This window comes from Cryobacterium arcticum, assembly GCF_001679725.1.
GTDB classification, from domain to species: domain Bacteria; phylum Actinomycetota; class Actinomycetes; order Actinomycetales; family Microbacteriaceae; genus Cryobacterium; species Cryobacterium arcticum_A.
Genome location: NZ_CP016282.1, coordinates 2067269 through 2084449, shown reverse-complemented (window position 1 = coordinate 2084449; position 17181 = coordinate 2067269). Strand labels below are relative to the sequence as shown.

Sequence of the window (17181 nt, the reverse complement as noted above, 5' to 3'; positions counted from 1 at the left end):
CGTGAATTTCCCGCGTCGACTCGGCGCATCATCGTGGCGAACGCAGGGATTTCCGGCCACGGAACATCCCGCGTGACACCGCGCAGCCCGTACATTTTGCTTGAACTGCATGAAGGAGTGTGACAGCGTGCCCAACAAGCCCACTGGCATCATTGACCCGCCCATCGACGACCTGCTGACCAAGGTCGATTCCAAGTACGCACTGGTGATCTTCGCGTCCAAGCGCGCCCGCCAGATCAACGACTACTACGCGGACCTGCACGAAGGCAGCCTGTTCGACAACGTCGGACCGCTCGTCGACTCCACCGTTGACGACAAGCCGCTGTCCGTGGCACTGCGCGAAATCAACGAGGACAAGCTCACCTCGAAGCCCATCGTCGAGTAACTCGACGCAGCCCTTCATAAGCGCGCAGGATGTCGACTGGTCGCAGGATCGTCGTCGGGATAACCGGCGGCATCGCTGCCTATAAGGCCGTCAACGTCGTGCGCGCTTTTGTGCTGCTCGGGGACGACGTGCACGTCGTCGCGACCGAGGCGGCGCTGCGCTTCGTCGGCAAGCCGACCCTCGAGGCCATCTCTCGCAACACCGTGCACACCGACCTCTACGAGGGGGTCGCCGAGGTGCGCCACGTGGCCATCGGACAGTCGGCCGACCTCATCGTGATCGCGCCGGCCACGGCCCACAGCATCGCCAAGATCGCGCTGGGCCTGGCCGACGACCTGCTCGGCAACACCATCCTGGCCAGCACCGCCCCGCTCGTGATCGCGCCGGCCATGCACACCGAGATGTGGAACAATCCCGCCACCGTAGCCAACGTGCAGACCCTGCGGGAACGCGGCGTCACCATCGTCGGTCCGGGCACCGGCCGGCTCACCGGCTCCGATTCCGGCCCCGGCCGGATGGAGGAACCAGACACCATCGTTGCCGCAGCCCTCGCCGCGCTCGAGGCCCGGACCTCGTCCCGGTCCACAGGGTCGGCGGTGGATCTCCCGGCGCAGGACCTCGCCGGCCGCCGCGTGCTGATCAGCGCCGGCGGCACTCGCGAACCGCTCGACCCGGTACGGTTCCTCGGCAACCGCTCCAGCGGCCGCCAGGGCATCGCCCTGGCGCAGGCCGCCCAGTCCCGCGGTGCCACCGTCACGCTGGTCGCCGCCCACCTCGAGGTCGTCGTGCCCGAGGGCATCCGGGTGCTCACCGTCAGCAGCACCCTCGACCTGCAGCGGACGATGCAGGAGGCCGCCGCCTCCGCCGACTTGATCGTGATGGCCGCCGCCGTGGCCGACTACCGGCCCGCCGAGGTGCGGGCCGACAAGATCAAGAAGGACACCACGGGGGAGCGTTTGTCACTGGACCTCGTGCGCAACCCCGATGTGCTCGCCGGCCTCGTCGCCGAACGCCGTCCGGGCCAGGTCATCGTGGGGTTCGCAGCCGAGACCGAACCTGACGACGCGCTGCGCCGGGAGCTCGGCCGCAGCAAGATCCAACGGAAGGGCGCGGATCTGCTCGTGCTCAACCGGGTGGGCTGGACCGAGGGTTTCGCCACGGAGGGTAACGCTATCGAGGTGCTCAACGGCGCCGGAGATATAGTGATGGAGGCCTCCGGGACGAAGTTGTCGGTGGCCCACCGTATCCTCGATAGCATCCTGCAGGCCCGCGGCGTCTGAGCCGCCGACCCGCAGGTCACGGCCTGTTTTCTTAGAACCGCAGCACCTTACTCACAGAATTGAGAATCACCCCGATGAGCGATCTTCGCCTCTTCACCTCGGAGTCGGTCACCGAAGGCCACCCGGACAAGATCTGCGACCAGATCTCCGACAGCATCCTCGACGCCCTGCTCACGGAGGACCCGCAGAGCCGGGTCGCCGTTGAGACCCTCGTCACCACGGGCCTCGTGCACGTCGCCGGTGAGGTCACCACGGCCGGATACGTCGAGATCCCGTCGATCGTGCGCAAGTGCATCACCGACATCGGATACGACTCGTCCGACGTCTGGTTCGACGGCCGCTCCTGCGGCGTGGAGATCTCCATCGGCGGACAGTCCCCGGACATCGCCCAGGGCGTCGACGACGCCTACGAGAGCCGCGAGCAGGACAGCCTCGACGACTACGACCGCCAGGGCGCCGGCGACCAGGGCATCATGTTCGGGTACGCCACTCGCGAGACCCCCGAGCTCATGCCCATCCCGATCTGGATCGCCCACCGCATGGCGGAGCGCCTTGCCGAGGTGCGGAAGTCCGGCGAACTGGACTACCTGCGCCCGGACGGCAAGACCCAGGTGACCATCGGCTACGACGGCATCGTTCCCCGCACTGTCGAAACCGTCGTGCTCTCCACCCAGCACTCGCCGGCCGTGACCACCGAGAAGCTGCGCGCGGACATCGCCGAGCTCGTCATCAAGCCGGTCCTCGAGCGCGTCGACCTGGATGCAGGGAGCCTGCGCACCCTGGTGAACCCCACCGGGCGGTTCGAGATCGGTGGCCCGCAGGGCGACGCCGGCCTCACCGGACGCAAGATCATCATTGACACGTACGGCGGATCCAGCCGGCACGGCGGTGGCGCCTTCAGCGGCAAGGACCCGTCCAAGGTCGACCGCTCAGCCGCCTACGCCATGCGCTGGGTGGCCAAGAACGCTGTGGCGGCCGGCCTGGCCGAACGCCTCGAGATCCAGGTGGCCTACGCAATCGGCACGGCGTCTCCCGTCGGCCTGTACGTCGAGTCGTTCGGCACCGGCGCCCTACCGGACAAGGAGATCACCGCGGCCATCCGCGAGGTCTTCGACCTCCGCCCGGCCGCCATCATCCACGACCTCGACCTGCTCCGCCCGATCTACGCCCAGACGGCAGCTTACGGCCACTTCGGGCGCGAACTGCCCGACTTCACCTGGGAGCGGCTCGACAGAGTCGACGACCTGAGAAGCGCAGCCGGACTCTGAACCGCAGAGTACGCACTAGCCGAGAACCGAACACGGGAGGCCGCAGATGACTCGCACCGGCCTCATTGCACGGGTGCTGATCGATTCGCCCCTCCCGCAGCTCGACCATCTGTTCGATTACGCGATCCCCGACGAACTCGCCCACCTCGCGCAGCCCGGCGTGCGGGTGCGGGTTCCGTTGCGCTCGGCGAACCGGGTGGCCGACGGGTATGTCATCGACCTGATCGACCCGCAGGCCGCGCCGCGGACGGCTCAGCCCGGGCCGGCCGCCTCTGCGTCCACCCTGGACGGCCTGGCGGCTGACGGGGGATACAGCGGCAAACTCAGCCCGGTCGAATCGATCGTGTCCGCGGTTCCGGTGCTCAGCATGCCGGTCTGGCAACTCGCTCGCCGGCTGGCCGACCGCGCCGCCGGCAATGCCAGTGACATCGTGCGGCTCGGCGTCCCGCCGCGTGCCGTGCGAGTGGAGAAGGCCTGGCTGGCGGCGCGTGCGAGCGAGGCGGGTGCCGGGTCATCCGGAGCGCCGGAAACCGCCGAGCTGGCCGAGCCCGGCTTCGCCGAATACCCGCCCGGAACGCTGGGCACCATCGTCGCCGAACGTTTGCGGGTGGCCATCGCCGCCGTCCCCAGCCTGGTGCGGCTGCCCGGTGCCGAGGCGGACGCCGCCGGGGCGGCGGACGTGGCGACAGTCGTGGCGACGGATGTGAAATCGAGCTCGAAGAAGGGCGCAGACTCCGGCAGCACCGTGGGCACCTGGGCCATCACCATGGCCGAACTGGCCGTGTCGGCTCTCCGGCAGGGCAAGAGCAGCATTCTCGTGACCCCGGACTTCCGCGACCAGGACCAGCTGCAGGCTGCCCTGGCGATGCTGGCGCCCGCGGCGGACGTCGTGCGGGTCGACGCCCGGCAGGCCAATCCCGACCGCTACCGGGGCTTCCTCAGCCTGCTCGAGGGCACTCCGCGCATCATCGTGGGCAACCGGTCGGCGGTGTACGCCCCCGCTCACGACCTCGGCCTGATCGTGATCTGGGACGACGGCGACCCGCTCTACGGCGAACAGCTCAGCCCGTACGTGCACGCGAGGGACGCGGCCCTGATCCGCCGGGAGGCGGCCGACTGCGCGCTGGTCTTCCTCGGGCACTCCCGCAGCGTGGAGACCGAGCGTCTGATCGAGATCGGCTGGTTGCGTGCCGTGCACCCCGCCAAGGACGTCCATCCCCGGGTGATCCCCACCACCTTCCAGTCCGAGCCCGACGCCCAGGCCAGGGCCGCGCGCATCCCCTCGGCCGCCTGGCTGGCCGCGAAGGAGGCCGTGCGCACCGGACCGGTACTGGTGCAGGTCGCGAGCCCCGGCTACGCGCCCATGCTGGCCTGCCGCTCCTGCGGGCAGTCCGCCCGGTGCACCCAGTGCCAGGGCCCGCTGGCGCAGTCCAGCGCCAACGCCACCCCGGCCTGCCGCTGGTGCGGTCACCTGGCCGCCGGCTGGCACTGCTCACACTGCGAGGGAACCCAACTGCGGGTGGTCACCGTGGGCACCGGCCGCACCGCCGAAGAACTCGGCCGGGCCTTCCCCGGCTCCCGGGTCATCGTCGCCGACGGCGAGCACACCGTGCAGACGATCGGGCCGGAGCCGGCCCTGGTGATCGCCACCCGCGGCGCAGAACCGATTCCCCGCAACGGCTACAGCGCGATCCTCATCCTCGACGGCGAACGGATGCTCGCGCGCGAGTCCCTGCGTGTGGGGGAGGACTGCCTGCGCTGGTGGGCCAACGCCGCCGCCCTGGCCGCCCCCGGCGCCTCGGTCATGCTGGCCGGGGTGGGCGGTTCTCTGGCCCGAGCCCTGAACACCTGGCAGCCCGGCCCGTACGCCGCCGCGGAACTGGCCGACCGCCGGCAGTTGCGTTTCCCGCCCGCCGTGCGGGTGGCCTCCGTCACCGGGACCAGCGCGGAGGTGGCGGCAGCCCTCGAATCCCTCGACGACCTGCCCGGACTGGACGTGCTCGGGCCGGTGGCGCACGAACCCGGAGGCACCGGCCCGAGCGGGAGCGGGCCCAATCGTGCCACCGGTGGGACACCTTCGGTGCGCGCGATCGTGCGTTTCGGCTACCCGCTGGGCGACGAGGTCGCCCGCACGCTCAAGGCCGCAATCGTGCGCAACGCCGCCAGCCGCCGCAAGCCCAAGGGCGCGGCCTTCCGCCCTGCGCCTACACTCAGAGTACGATTCGACGACCCGGAGCTGCTGTAAATGAAACTCGTCTTCGCCGGGACCCCGCAGGTCGCCGTGCCCAGCCTGACCCTCCTGGCCTCGTCAGGTCATGAGATCGCGGCCGTCGTGACCCGCACGGATGCCGCACTGGGCCGCAAGCGTGTGCTCACGCCATCCCCGGTCGCCGCCGCCGCCGACAACCTCGGCCTGCCCGTGATCAAGGCCAACCGGCTCGACGCTGCCGCCACGGACGCCATCACCGCGCTGGACGCCGACCTGGGCGTGATCGTGGCCTACGGCGGTCTCGTACGCGAACCACTGCTCTCGGCTCCCCGTCTGGGCTGGATCAACCTGCACTTCTCCCTGCTGCCGCGCTGGCGCGGCGCGGCGCCCGTGCAGCGCGCGATCATGGCCGGCGACGCCGAAACCGGTGCTGCCGTGTTCCAGCTCGTCGCCGAACTCGACGCCGGCGCCGTGTTCGCCGAGCTCACGACTCCGATCGGCCGGCACGCGACGGCGGGCACCCTGCTGGAGAGCCTGAGCCGCAGCGGCGCCGAGCTCCTCTGCGGCGTTGTCGACGGCCTCGCGGCAGGCACCATCCAGGCCGTCGAACAGGTGGGCGAGGTGACCCTCGCCCCCAAGCTCACCCTGGACGACGCCAGGATCGACTGGACCCTCGACTCCGACCGGATCCACGCGATCATCCGCGGGGTGACCCCTGAGCCCGGTGCCTTCACGGAGATCGGCGGCGCCCGCCTCAAACTCCACGATGTGGCCCCGGCGCACGGCCCGACCCGGCTCGTGCCCGGACACCTCAGCGAAATCGACAAACGAGTCCTCATCGGCACCGGCACGGATCCGCTTGAGCTCATCACCGTTCAACCGGCAGGAAAAACCCCAATGAAAGCAATCGACTGGTGGCGCGGAGTGGCAGCAACCGAGGTGGTCGCCTCATGAGCGCCCAGCGGGACAGCACCCGGCCCAACTTCGTCGTCCAGCCGGCCCGCCGGGTCGCGTACGAGGTCATCGCCGCCGTGCGCGAGGACGACGCCTATGCCAACCTGCTGTTGCCCACCCGCATCCAGCGCGCCGCCCTCAACACGGCGGATGCCGCCCTGGCCACCGAGCTCACCTACGGCACCCTGCGCATGCAGGGTTTCTACGACCGGGTCATCGCGGAAGCCGCCGGACGGCCCGTGAGCGCCATCGACCCCGCCATCCTCGATGTGCTCCGACTGGGCGCCCACCAGCTGCTGGCCACGCGCGTGGCCACCCACGCCGCCGTCAACGAGTCCGTCGAACTGGCCCGCCAGGTGGGCTCCCGCTCCGCCACCGGCTTCACCAACGGCGTGCTGCGCGCCATCGCCCGGGTCAGCGCCGACGAATGGCGGGAACGCATCCTCGCCGACGCCGGATCTGGCGACGACGCCCTGGCCACGCTGTACTCGCACCCGGTCTGGGTCGTACGCGCCTTCCGCCAGGCGCTCAAGCAGGAGGGTCGTGAGCAGGAACTCGAAGAGCTGCTGGCCGCCGACAACGCCGCCCCCCGGGTGAACATGGTGGCCCTGCCCGGACTCGCCGGAGCGACTGACGAACTCGGCGACGCCGACCTGTACTCGCCCACCGGCTTCGTACTGGCCGGGGGAGACCCCCACCACCTGATGAAGGAGAGCCAGGGGCGACTGCGGGTACAGGACGAGGGATCGCAGCTGGCCGCGCTCGCGCTCAGCCGGGCCCGCCCGATCGTGGCGGGGGAGCGCTGGCTCGACCTGTGCGCCGGCCCCGGCGGCAAGGCCGCCCTGCTGGCCGCCGAAGCCCTCAACGGCGGCGCCAGCCTCGTCGCCAACGAGGTCGTCCCAGCGCGCGCGCAGCTCGTGCGCGCCGCGCTGGCCGCCGTCCCCGCGGACGTCCCCGTCTGGGAGATGGACGGCACCTGGGTGGGCGAGGACCAGCCGGAGGTCTTCGACCGGATCCTGCTTGACGCCCCCTGCACGGGCCTCGGCGCCCTGCGGCGGCGCCCTGAGGCCCGGTGGCGGAAGCTCCCCAAGGACGTCGCCGAACTCTCCGACCTGCAGTCCGCCCTGCTCCACGCGGCCCTCGGCGCGCTCAAGCCCGGCGGCATCCTCGCCTACGTCACCTGCTCGCCGCACGTCGCCGAGACCCGCGGCATCGTGGCCACCGCACGGAAGGCCTGGGGCGACAAGATCGAGCCCCTCGACACCGCCGCGGTGCTGCAGAGCCTGTCCGAGCATCCGCTCGACCTCGCCGGCGACCCCGGCAGCGTGCAGCTCTGGCCGCACCGCCACGGCACGGACGCCATGTTCATCACCCTGCTGCAGCGCACCGAGGCGTAGGCCGGGCCGCTGCGGACGATTCGCTAGGGTGAGTGGATGGTTACCCGGATCAACCCCAGCATTCTGGCCGCAGACTTCGCGAATCTGGAGAGCGAGTTCGGCCGCATCAGCAGCGCGGACCTCGCCCATGTGGACGTGATGGACAACCATTTCGTGCCCAACCTGACCCTCGGGCTGCCCATCGTGGAACGCCTGCTGCAGGTGTCGGCGATCCCGTTGGACATCCACCTCATGATCGAGGACCCGGACCGCTGGGCTCCCGCCTACGCCGAAGCCGGCGCCTACTCGGTCACGTTCCACGCCGAAGCCGCGGCGGATGCCGTCGGCCTGGCCCGCCGGCTGCGTCAGATCGGTGCCAGGGCGGGCATCGCCCTCAAGCCGGGCACACCGGTCGAGCCGTACCTGGACCTGCTCGCCGAGTTCGACCAGGTGCTCGTCATGACCGTCGAACCCGGCTTCGGCGGGCAGAGTTTCCTGGCCTCCACCATGCCCAAGCTCAGCGTGCTTGCCGACGCCGTCAGGGCCAGCGGCCTCGACGTCTGGCTGCAGGTCGACGGCGGCATCACCGAGGACACCATCGTGCAGGCCGCAGAGGCCGGCGCAGACACCTTCGTGGCCGGCTCCAGCGTCTTCAACGGCAACCCCGCCGACCGCATCGCCGCCCTCCGCGCGGCCGCCGAGGCGCACCCGCACCGTCACGGCTGAACCGCGAGACGACCGGGCGCGCCCGGTCGCCCTGCGGGACCGGTAACCTGTACGAGTGAAAACATTCGACGCCCTGTTCGCTGAGTTGAGCCAGAAGGCCATCGACCGCCCTGAGGGCTCCGGCACCGTCCGCGAGCTCGACGCCGGCGTGCACGCCATCGGCAAGAAGATCGTCGAAGAGGCAGCCGAAGTGTGGATGGCCGCCGAGTACCAGAGCGACACCGAGACTGCCGAAGAGATTTCGCAGCTCATCTACCACCTGCAGGTGTTGATGGTGGCGAAGGGTCTTTCCCCCGAGGACGTCTACCGACATCTCTGATGTCGACGCCCTCACGGAAAACCACCCCCAGCGCGTGTACTCAGCGTGAGTACCGCCCACCATCAGAAAGATTGACATGTTGAGAATCGCCGTGCCCAATAAGGGCTCGCTCGCCGAGACCGCCGCCCAGATGCTGTCGGAGGCCGGGTACAACGGTCGCCGCGACCCGCGCGACCTCGTCGTCGCCGACCCGCGCAACGACGTGGAGTTCTTCTACCTGCGTCCCCGTGACATCGCCACCTACGTCGGCAGCGGCGCACTGGACGTGGGCATCACCGGCCGTGACCTGCTGCTGGACTCCGGTTCGAGCGCCGCGGAGATCGCCAGCCTCGACTTCGGCGGCTCCACCTTCCGCTTCGCCGGGCCCGCCGGCCGCTTCACCGACCTCGCCGACCTCGAGGGACTCCGCGTCGCCACGAGCTACCCCGGCCTCGTGGGCACCTTCCTGGCCGGCCACGGCGTCAACGTGCACCTGGTCACCCTCGACGGCGCCGTCGAGTCCGCCGTGCAGCTGGGCGTGGCGGATGCCGTCGCCGACGTGGTCTCCACCGGCTCCACGCTGCGGAAGGCCGGCCTGCAGATCTTCGGCCCGGTCATCCTCGAATCGACCGCTGTGCTGATCACCTCCGAAAACGTGAACCCGGGCATCAACACTCTGCTGCGCCGCCTGCAGGGCGTTCTCGTGGCCCGCCAGTACGTCCTGGTGGACTACGACGTGCACGTCGACAACCTCGACGCCGCCTGCCAGGCCGCGTCAGGCATCGAGTCGCCCACGATCTCCTCGCTCCGCGACCCGAACTGGGTCGCCGTGCGGGTGATGATCCCCCGGCTGGACACCAACAGCGTCATGGACCGGTTGTACGAACTCGGTGCCCGCGCCATCCTCGTCACGTCCATCCACAACGCCCGGTTGTAAACCAGGCCCTTGTCAACCAGGTCGTAGACCAGAAAGCGCACCCGCACCCATGAGCCTCGCCGTCAGAGTGATCCCGTGCCTCGACGTGGCCAACGGCCGCGTGGTGAAGGGCGTCAACTTCCAGAACCTGCGCGATGCCGGTGACCCCGTCGAACTCGCCAAGCGCTACTACGAGCAGGGCGCGGACGAGCTCACCTTCCTCGACGTCACCGCCACGGTCGACGACAGGTCCACCACCTACGACGTCGTGCGCGCCACGGCCGAGCAGGTCTTCATCCCGCTCACGGTGGGCGGCGGCATCCGCAGCGTCGACGACGTCTCCCGGTTGCAGGCCAGCGGCGCCGACAAGGTGGGCGTCAACAGCGCCGCGATCGCCCGGCCGGCGTTGATCTCCGAGATCGCCGACCGGTACGGCGCCCAGGTGCTCGTACTCTCGCTCGACGTCAAGCGCAGCGGGCGCACCGCATCCGGCTTCGTCGTCACCACCCACGGCGGCCGCACCGAGACGGACCTGGATGCGCTGGCGTGGGCCAGCCAGGCCATCGAGCTCGGCGCGGGCGAGCTTCTCGTCAACAGCATCGACGCCGACGGGACCAAGGCCGGCTTCGACCTCGAACTCATCACGATCATGCGCGAACTCAGCTCGGTGCCCGTGATCGCCTCCGGCGGCGCGGGCCTGGTCGAGCACTTCCCGCCCGCCATCGCGGCCGGCGCGGACGCCGTACTGGCCGCCTCCGTCTTCCACAGCGGAGACCTGACGATTGGCGACGTCAAGCGAGAGCTTGCCGCCGCCGGAATGGTGGTGCGCCGATGAACGTCGACGCCGCTCTGGACTCCGCTCTCTTCTCGCCCGAGGGGCTGCTGCCTGCCGTCATCCAGCAGTGGGACACCCGCGAGGTGCTCATGCTCGGCTGGATGGACCGGGAGGCCCTCCGCCGCACCCTCACCGAGGGACGCGTGACCTTCTGGTCGCGCAGCCGCCAGGAATACTGGCGCAAGGGCGACACCTCCGGCCACGCCCAGTTCGTGCGCTCCGCCGCCCTCGACTGCGACGCCGACACTCTCGTCGTGCAGGTCGAGCAGATCGGCGCGGCCTGCCACACCGGCACCCGCACCTGCTTCGACGGACGCGACATCGACGTGGCCGGCCTGATCCCGGAGGACGAACGATGAGCGCCGGCTCGACCACACACGAAGCATTCACCGAACTCCTCGGCGCCCACCGGGTGATCCCGGTCATCCGTGAGCTCTTCGCCGACGGCGAGACACCCGTCGGCATCTACCGCAAGCTCGCCCACGGCACCGCCGGCAGCTTCCTGCTGGAGTCCGCCGAACAGGGCGGAATCTGGTCACGCTTCTCCTTCGTCGGGGTCTCCTCGTTCGGCGTACTCACCCAGACCGGCGACGACACGGCCTGGCTCGACTACGGCATCTCCGCCGAGCGGGCCTTCGGCGGCGCCACCGACCTGGCCCCGCTGGCGGCGCTCGGCTACCTGTACGAGCGCTGGCAGACCCCGCGCCTGGCCGGGCATCCGCCGCTGACCGGCGGACTCGTCGGGTTCATCGGCTGGGAGGCCATCCGCCAGATCGAGCGTCTGCCGAACCGACCCCCGGCGGACTATGACGTGCCGGGCCAGGCGTTCAGCTTCGTGGCCGACCTCGTCGTGATCGACCACAAGTACGGCACCGTCCAGCTCATCGCCAACGTGCTCAACGACGGCGTCGACCCCACTGATGCGCTGTGGGGCGCCGCCCAGGCCCGCCTCGACGCCCTGCAGGCCCGGCTCACCCAGCCGGCGGAAGCCTTCGTCTCCGAGGTCGACCTCTCGACGCCGGCGGACCCGTTCTACCGCACCGAACGCGCCGACTTCCTCGCCGCCGTCGACACGTCCAAACAGCACATCGTCGACGGCGACATCTTCCAGGTCGTCATCTCCCAGCGTTTCGACCAGGAGTGCACCGCCGACCCGATCGACGTCTACCGGGTGCTCCGCAGCCTCAACCCGAGCCCCTACATGTACCTGCTCAGCCTCGAGTCCACGACGGCCGAGCCGTACTGGATCGTCGGCTCCTCACCGGAGGCGCTCGTGAAGGTCGCCGACACCCGGGTGTTCACGCACCCGATCGCCGGGTCGAAGCCGCGCGGCGCGACCCCCGAGGCGGATGCCGACTACGAGACCGAACTCGCGGGAGACCCCAAGGAACGCGCGGAGCATCTCATGCTCGTCGACCTCGCCCGCAACGATCTGCTCAAGGTCTGCCGCGCCGGTTCGGTCGAGGTGACCGAGTTCATGCGCATCGAGCGCTTCAGCCACATCATGCACCTGGTGTCCTCCGTCGAGGGGGACCTGCTGCCCGAGATGAGCCCCATCGACGTGTTCCGCGCCACGTTCCCGGCCGGAACGCTCTCCGGCGCCCCCAAGCCGCGCGCCCTCGAGATCATCGACTCCCTGGAGCCCGCCCAGCGCGGCGTGTACGGCGGAGTCGTGGGGTACTTCGGTTTTGCCGGCGACGCGGACCTCGCGATCGCCATCCGCACCGCGACGATCATGAACGGCGTCGCCCACGTTCAGGCCGGCGGCGGCCTGGTGGCCGACTCCGACCCGGCCTCTGAATACCAGGAATCCCAGAACAAGGCGGCCGCCCCGTTGCGGGCCGTCGCCGTGGCCAACGCCATGACCCGGGTGTCCTAGGTGTCCGCCGACCACGAGCCCGGCACGCCGGTGCCGCCCGCGCCGAAGCCGACCACCCGGCGGATCAAGCCGCTGCTGATCCTGGCCGTCATCGCCGCCAGCGGTCTGGCCCTGCTCGCCTGGACTCAGACCTGGGCCACCCTGCAGGTCACGCTGGACGGCGCGAGCGCCCAGGCCCTCGAGGTCACCGGTTCCATCGCCGCCCCCGGGCTCACCGCCCTGGCGCTGGCCGGCCTGGCCCTGGCGGGGGCGCTCACCATCGCCGGACCGGTGATCCGCATCATCCTGGGCCTCCTGGAGATGCTCCTCGGCGTCAGCGTGATCCTCTCCGCCGGGCTTGCCATCGGCGACCCGGTCGGAGCGGGCTCAGCAGCCGTCACGGCTGCCACCGGCATCGCCGGGTCCGAATCCACCCGGGCCGGAGTCAGTCAGGCGCAGCTCACCGGCTGGCCGTACCTCGCCCTGGCGGCGGGCGTCTTCATGCTGATCATCGGCCTGGCCGTCTGCGTCACCGCCCGGCGGTGGCCCGGCCCGACCAAGCGCTACGAGACCACCCGGTTCGCACCGGCCGACGGTGCGGGGGAGACCACTCCCGGTACGGCTGCCGGAACACCGGGCGCGCAGACCCGGCCGCGCGACGCCGTGGACGACTGGGACGGCCTGACCCGCGGGGACGACCCGACCGCGCCGGAACGCTAGAGCACCCCGGCAAGCCGGACCGCACCGGCAAGCTAGAATTGATCCGTACGCCCCTTGACCTTAGGAGAACCATGAGCTTCGAGTCGGCAGACCCCGGCCACGGCCACTCGACGGCGGCCTGGACCGCAGTCACCATCATGCTGATCGCTTTCAGCATCGGCACCGTCGCCTTCTTCTTCGAGGTCGCCTGGCTCGTCTGGGCCTCCGCCGCCCTGCTCCTGCTCGGCCTCGTCGCCGGCTGGGTCATGGCCAAGGCCGGCTATGGCGCTGCGTCGGTCGACGGAAGTCACTGACTACGTGAGCAGCGACCTCCTCGCAGAACTGCTCGCCGGCTCGCTGGCTGACGCCGAGACGCGCCGCATCGACAAGCCGTTCGCGGCTGTCGAGGCGGACGCCCTCGCCCAGGCTGCCGCCCTCGACGCGCTGCACGCGCTCGCACCGGCCGACCGGGTGAAGATCATCGCCGAGGTCAAGCGCGCCAGCCCGTCCCGCGGAGCCCTCGCCGAGATCAGCGACCCGGCCGCACTGGCCGTGTCCTACGAATTCGGCGGCGCCAGCGCCATCAGCGTGCTCACCGAGGGGCGCAAGTTCCTCGGTTCCCTGGACGACCTCGAGCAGGTCAAGTCCGCCGTGGCGCTCCCGGTGCTGCGCAAGGACTTCATCGGCAACCCGTACCAGGTGCTCGAGGCCCGGGCCGCCGGAGCGGACCTCGTGCTGCTCATCGTGGCCGCGCTCGACCAGGCCACCCTGACCTCGTTGCACACCCTCGTCCTCGAACTGGGCATGACCCCGCTCGTGGAGACGCACAGTGCCGACGAAGTGGACCGGGCGCTCGACGTTGGCGCCAACCTGGTGGGCGTGAACGCCCGGAACCTGAGCACCTTCGAGCTCGACCAGAACCTGTTCGCCAGCCTCGCCGACCGCATCCCGGCCGGCGTCATCCGGGTGGCGGAGTCTGCGGTGAAGACTGCCGCCGATGTCGCCCACTACCGCGCCGCAGGAGCCGACGTCGTCCTCGTCGGCGAAGCCCTTGTGACACGCGATCCGATCCTCACCCTCAGCGAATTCTTGGCGGTCTGAATGTCCCTCGAAACAGAATCCCTCCGCGCCCAGGCCGGCCCGTACTTCGGCGACTTCGGCGGCCGGTTCGTCCCGGAATCCCTGGTGGCCGCTCTCGACGAGCTCTCGGCCGAGTACGCCCTGGCCAAGGCCGACCCGGCCTTCGCCGCGGAACTCGCCGAACTGCACCGCAGCTACACCGGGCGCCCCTCCCTCATCACCGAGGTTCCCCGCTTCGCCGAGCACGGCGGTGGGGCCCGCATCATCCTCAAGCGCGAGGACCTCAACCACACCGGCTCGCACAAGCTCAACAACGTCCTCGGCCAGGTTCTGCTCACCAAGCGCATCGGCAAGAAGCGCGTCATCGCCGAGACCGGGGCCGGCCAGCACGGCGTTGCCACGGCCACGGCCGCCGCCCTGTTCGGCCTGGACTGCGTCGTGTACATGGGCGAGGTCGACACCGAACGCCAGGCGCTCAACGTCGCCCGGATGCGCCTGCTCGGGGCCGAAGTCGTCTCGGTGAAAACCGGCTCCCGCACGCTCAAGGACGCGATCAACGACGCCATGCGCGACTGGGTCACCAACGTGGAGACCACCAACTACGTGTTCGGGACCGTCGCCGGACCGCACCCGTTCCCGGCCATGGTGCGCGACTTCCAGAAGATCATCGGCGAGGAGGCCCGCCAGCAGGTCCTCGACCTCACGGGCCGGCTGCCCGACGCGGTCACCGCCTGCGTCGGCGGCGGTTCCAACGCAATGGGCATCTTCCACGCCTTCCTCGACGACCCCGGTGTGGCCCTCTACGGCTACGAAGCGGGAGGCGAGGGAATCTCCGGCCTGCGCCACGCCGCCACCCTCACCAAGGGCCGTCCGGGCATCCTGCACGGCGCCCGCAGCATGATGCTGCAGGACGAAGACGGCCAGACCGTCGAGTCCCACTCCATCTCGGCCGGACTGGACTATCCGGGGGTCGGACCCGAGCACGCGTGGTTGGCGAGCATCGGCCGGGCCACGTACCTGCCGGTGACGGACGCCGAAGCCATGGACTCGCTGCGCCTGCTCAGCCGCACCGAGGGCATCATCCCCGCCATCGAATCCGCGCACGCCCTCGCCGGAACACTCGAACTGGGCAAGCAGCTCGGACCCGACTCCATCATCCTGGTCAATCTCAGTGGCCGCGGCGACAAGGACATGGAAACCGCCGGTCGGTACTTCGACCTCCTCGACGCTGGAGCGCAGCAACTGTGACGACTTCTCCCATCCGAACCGGACGCACCGGCGCCGGCACGAGCACTGTCGAGGCGACAATCGCCGCGCGGCGCGCAGCCGGTGGCGGCGCCCTGGTCGGCTACCTCCCGGTCGGGTTCCCCACCCTCACGGACAGCATCGACGCTGCGGTCGCGATCGCCTCCAACGGCGTGGACGTCCTCGAGCTCGGCCTGCCGTACTCCGACCCGGTCATGGACGGCCCGGTCATCCAGGCCGCCACGCAACAGGCGCTGGCCAACGGCTTCCGCCTGCGGCACGGCTTCGAGGCCGTCGCCGCGATCACCGCGCAGGTGGACACCCCGGTGCTCATCATGACCTACTGGAACCCCGTGTTGCAGTACGGCGTGGACCGGTTCGCCGACGACCTGGCCGCCGCAGGGGGAGCCGGGCTGATCACGCCCGACCTCATCCCCGACGACGCGCAGGCCTGGCTCGACGCCAGCGAGCGGGCCGGCCTCGACCGGGTGTTCCTCGCCGCGCCGTCGTCCTCAGACGAACGCCTCGTGCAGGCCGTCACCCGCAGCCGCGGCTTCGTCTACGCCGTGTCCACCATGGGCATCACGGGCGCCCGCTCCGACGTGGACTCGGCCGCGCGCGTGCTCGTCTCCCGGCTGCGTGAGGCCGGCTCGACCAGCGCCTGCGTGGGCCTGGGCATTTCCACGCCCGCCCAGGTACGCGAGGTGCTGCAGTACGCGGACGGCGCCATCGTCGGCTCCGCCCTCGTCAAGGCGCTCTCCGACGGAGGAGTAGCCGCCGTCGCGACGCTCGCCGCCGAACTCGCCGCCGGCGCCCGCGACATCCGGGCCGCCGTCTAACCCGTCCCACCACTCTCCACTCTCCACCGCACGATGATCGCCTCACGATCATCCGCAGCGGCGTTCTAGGGTAAATTGTCCGAGGCGGTCATCCGACCGGCTCCCAGTGACCGATGGGTCACGATGAAAGGTTGTTGTCGTGTCTATGCCCCTGAGCATTCCGAGCCCCGAGTGGAGCTACTTCGACCTGGGGCCGCTCCGCATCCACGCCTATGCGATCTGCATCCTGATCGGCATCTTCGCGGCCACCGCGCTGACCAGCCGTCGACTGACGAAGCGCGGCGGCGAGCCGGGCGTCGTGCTCGACATCATCCTGTGGGCCGTTCCGCTCGGCATCGTGGGGGCTCGCATCTTCCACGTCCTCACGCACCCCAATGACTACTTCTACGACGGCGCGAACCTCTGGGACGTCTTCGCGGTCTGGAAGGGCGGCATCGCCATCTTCGGAGCCCTGCTCGGTGGAGCGGTCGGAGCCTACATCGGCTGCCGCCGCTCGGGCATCCGGTTCTGGTCCTTCGCCGACGCCCTGGCTCCGGGCATGCTGCTCGCCCAGGCCATGGGACGCCTCGGCAACTGGTTCAACCACGAGCTGTTCGGTTTGCCGACCACGCTGCCCTGGGGCCTCGAGATCGAGCCCACCAACGCCGCGTACCCGGTCGGCCTGCCCGCCGGCACCCTGTTCCACCCGACCTTCCTGTACGAGATCGTCTGGAACCTGGTCGGCGTCGCCGTCATCCTCATCCTCGAGCGTCGCTTCCGCCTGCGTTGGGGGAGCGCCTTCGGTGTCTACCTGATCTGGTATGGCGTCGGCCGCAGCGTCTTCGAGTCGATCCGGGTCGACCCCAGCGAGATCTTCTTCGGCCTCCGCACCAATGTGTGGGCCGCGCTGTTCGCCATCGTGATCGGCCTGGTCATCATCCTGGTGCAGAGCCGCCGGCACACCGGCATCGAACTCAGCCCCTACCGGCCCGGCCGCGAGTGGAAGCCGGTGAACCCTGAGGTAGAATCTGGTGAATCCGATTCCGACATCGAGGATCACGGCAATGAGGCTGCTGAACCCGTTGAATCACGCGAGGTCGACGCCACAAGCACCACCGACTCACGCCCCTAACCGCGGTCATCCCACCCGGTCCACGGTTTTTCGCCCCACATACCGGGCGGCCGGTATCTCCTCTTCCAGCGGGCCAACGGCGTCCCCACCTGCCAGTCATTT

General features: G+C 70.0%; 18 protein-coding genes. All 18 read left to right on the top strand.

Annotated features, from left to right (window positions below):
• Positions 1-127: 127 nt before the first annotated feature.
• Entirely contained in the window at positions 128-385 is a 258-nt protein-coding gene (gene rpoZ, locus PA27867_RS09295) for a DNA-directed RNA polymerase subunit omega (protein ID WP_066595628.1), read from the top strand.
• A 29-nt stretch (positions 386-414) separates the two neighbouring features.
• A complete protein-coding gene (gene coaBC, locus PA27867_RS09290; RefSeq protein ID WP_066595617.1) occupies positions 415-1665 on the top strand; it encodes a bifunctional phosphopantothenoylcysteine decarboxylase/phosphopantothenate--cysteine ligase CoaBC in 1251 nt (416 codons plus the stop codon).
• A 74-nt stretch (positions 1666-1739) separates the two neighbouring features.
• The gene (gene metK / locus PA27867_RS09285; protein WP_066595615.1) at positions 1740-2933 is read left to right on the top strand and encodes a methionine adenosyltransferase; all 1194 of its coding nucleotides are present in this window, start codon (positions 1740-1742) and stop codon (positions 2931-2933) included.
• Between the two features lie 46 nt (positions 2934-2979).
• The gene (locus PA27867_RS09280) at positions 2980-5178 is read left to right on the top strand and encodes a hypothetical protein (protein WP_066595612.1); all 2199 of its coding nucleotides are present in this window, start codon (positions 2980-2982) and stop codon (positions 5176-5178) included.
• Positions 5179-6096: a methionyl-tRNA formyltransferase gene (fmt, locus tag PA27867_RS09275; protein ID WP_066595609.1), complete on the top strand. Its 918-nt coding sequence runs from the start codon at positions 5179-5181 to the stop codon at positions 6094-6096.
• Positions 6093-7493 (top strand): RsmB/NOP family class I SAM-dependent RNA methyltransferase, encoded by a 1401-nt coding sequence (locus tag PA27867_RS09270; RefSeq protein WP_066595607.1) that lies wholly within the window; start codon positions 6093-6095, stop codon positions 7491-7493. Before fmt ends, PA27867_RS09270 begins: the two co-directional genes overlap by 4 nt.
• A gap of 36 nt (positions 7494-7529) precedes the next feature.
• Positions 7530-8198, top strand: a complete 669-nt coding sequence (gene rpe, locus PA27867_RS09265) for a ribulose-phosphate 3-epimerase (RefSeq protein WP_066595603.1) — start codon at positions 7530-7532, stop codon at positions 8196-8198.
• A 55-nt stretch (positions 8199-8253) separates the two neighbouring features.
• A complete protein-coding gene (locus PA27867_RS09260) occupies positions 8254-8517 on the top strand; it encodes a phosphoribosyl-ATP diphosphatase (protein ID WP_066595600.1) in 264 nt (87 codons plus the stop codon).
• Positions 8518-8593: 76 nt separating this feature from the next.
• On the top strand, positions 8594-9433 hold the full coding sequence (gene hisG, locus PA27867_RS09255) for an ATP phosphoribosyltransferase (protein ID WP_066595598.1): 840 nt from the start codon (positions 8594-8596) through the stop codon (positions 9431-9433).
• A gap of 49 nt (positions 9434-9482) precedes the next feature.
• Positions 9483-10247 carry an imidazole glycerol phosphate synthase subunit HisF gene (hisF, locus tag PA27867_RS09250; protein WP_066595596.1) on the top strand — a complete coding sequence of 255 codons (765 nt, stop codon included), beginning with the start codon at positions 9483-9485 and terminating at the stop codon, positions 10245-10247.
• On the top strand, positions 10244-10606 hold the full coding sequence (gene hisI, locus PA27867_RS09245) for a phosphoribosyl-AMP cyclohydrolase (protein ID WP_066595593.1): 363 nt from the start codon (positions 10244-10246) through the stop codon (positions 10604-10606). Before hisF ends, hisI begins: the two co-directional genes overlap by 4 nt.
• A complete protein-coding gene (locus PA27867_RS09240) occupies positions 10603-12126 on the top strand; it encodes an anthranilate synthase component I (RefSeq protein WP_066595591.1) in 1524 nt (507 codons plus the stop codon). The genes hisI and PA27867_RS09240 overlap by 4 nt, the downstream gene beginning before the upstream one ends.
• A complete protein-coding gene (locus PA27867_RS09235) occupies positions 12127-12825 on the top strand; it encodes a Trp biosynthesis-associated membrane protein (protein WP_236900892.1) in 699 nt (232 codons plus the stop codon). It begins immediately after the preceding gene.
• A 71-nt stretch (positions 12826-12896) separates the two neighbouring features.
• Positions 12897-13118, top strand: coding sequence for a DUF6704 family protein (locus PA27867_RS09230; protein WP_066595582.1), 222 nt, complete (start codon positions 12897-12899; stop codon positions 13116-13118).
• 4 nt (positions 13119-13122) lie between these two features.
• Positions 13123-13905, top strand: coding sequence for an indole-3-glycerol phosphate synthase TrpC (trpC, locus tag PA27867_RS09225; RefSeq protein ID WP_236900891.1), 783 nt, complete (start codon positions 13123-13125; stop codon positions 13903-13905).
• On the top strand, positions 13906-15132 hold the full coding sequence (gene trpB, locus PA27867_RS09220; RefSeq protein ID WP_066595574.1) for a tryptophan synthase subunit beta: 1227 nt from the start codon (positions 13906-13908) through the stop codon (positions 15130-15132).
• On the top strand, positions 15129-15968 hold the full coding sequence (trpA, locus tag PA27867_RS09215; RefSeq protein ID WP_420480695.1) for a tryptophan synthase subunit alpha: 840 nt from the start codon (positions 15129-15131) through the stop codon (positions 15966-15968). The genes trpB and trpA overlap by 4 nt, the downstream gene beginning before the upstream one ends.
• 145 nt (positions 15969-16113) lie before the next feature.
• Positions 16114-17079 (top strand): prolipoprotein diacylglyceryl transferase, encoded by a 966-nt coding sequence (gene lgt / locus PA27867_RS09210; protein ID WP_084020918.1) that lies wholly within the window; start codon positions 16114-16116, stop codon positions 17077-17079.
• The last annotated feature ends 102 nt before the right edge of the window (positions 17080-17181 follow it).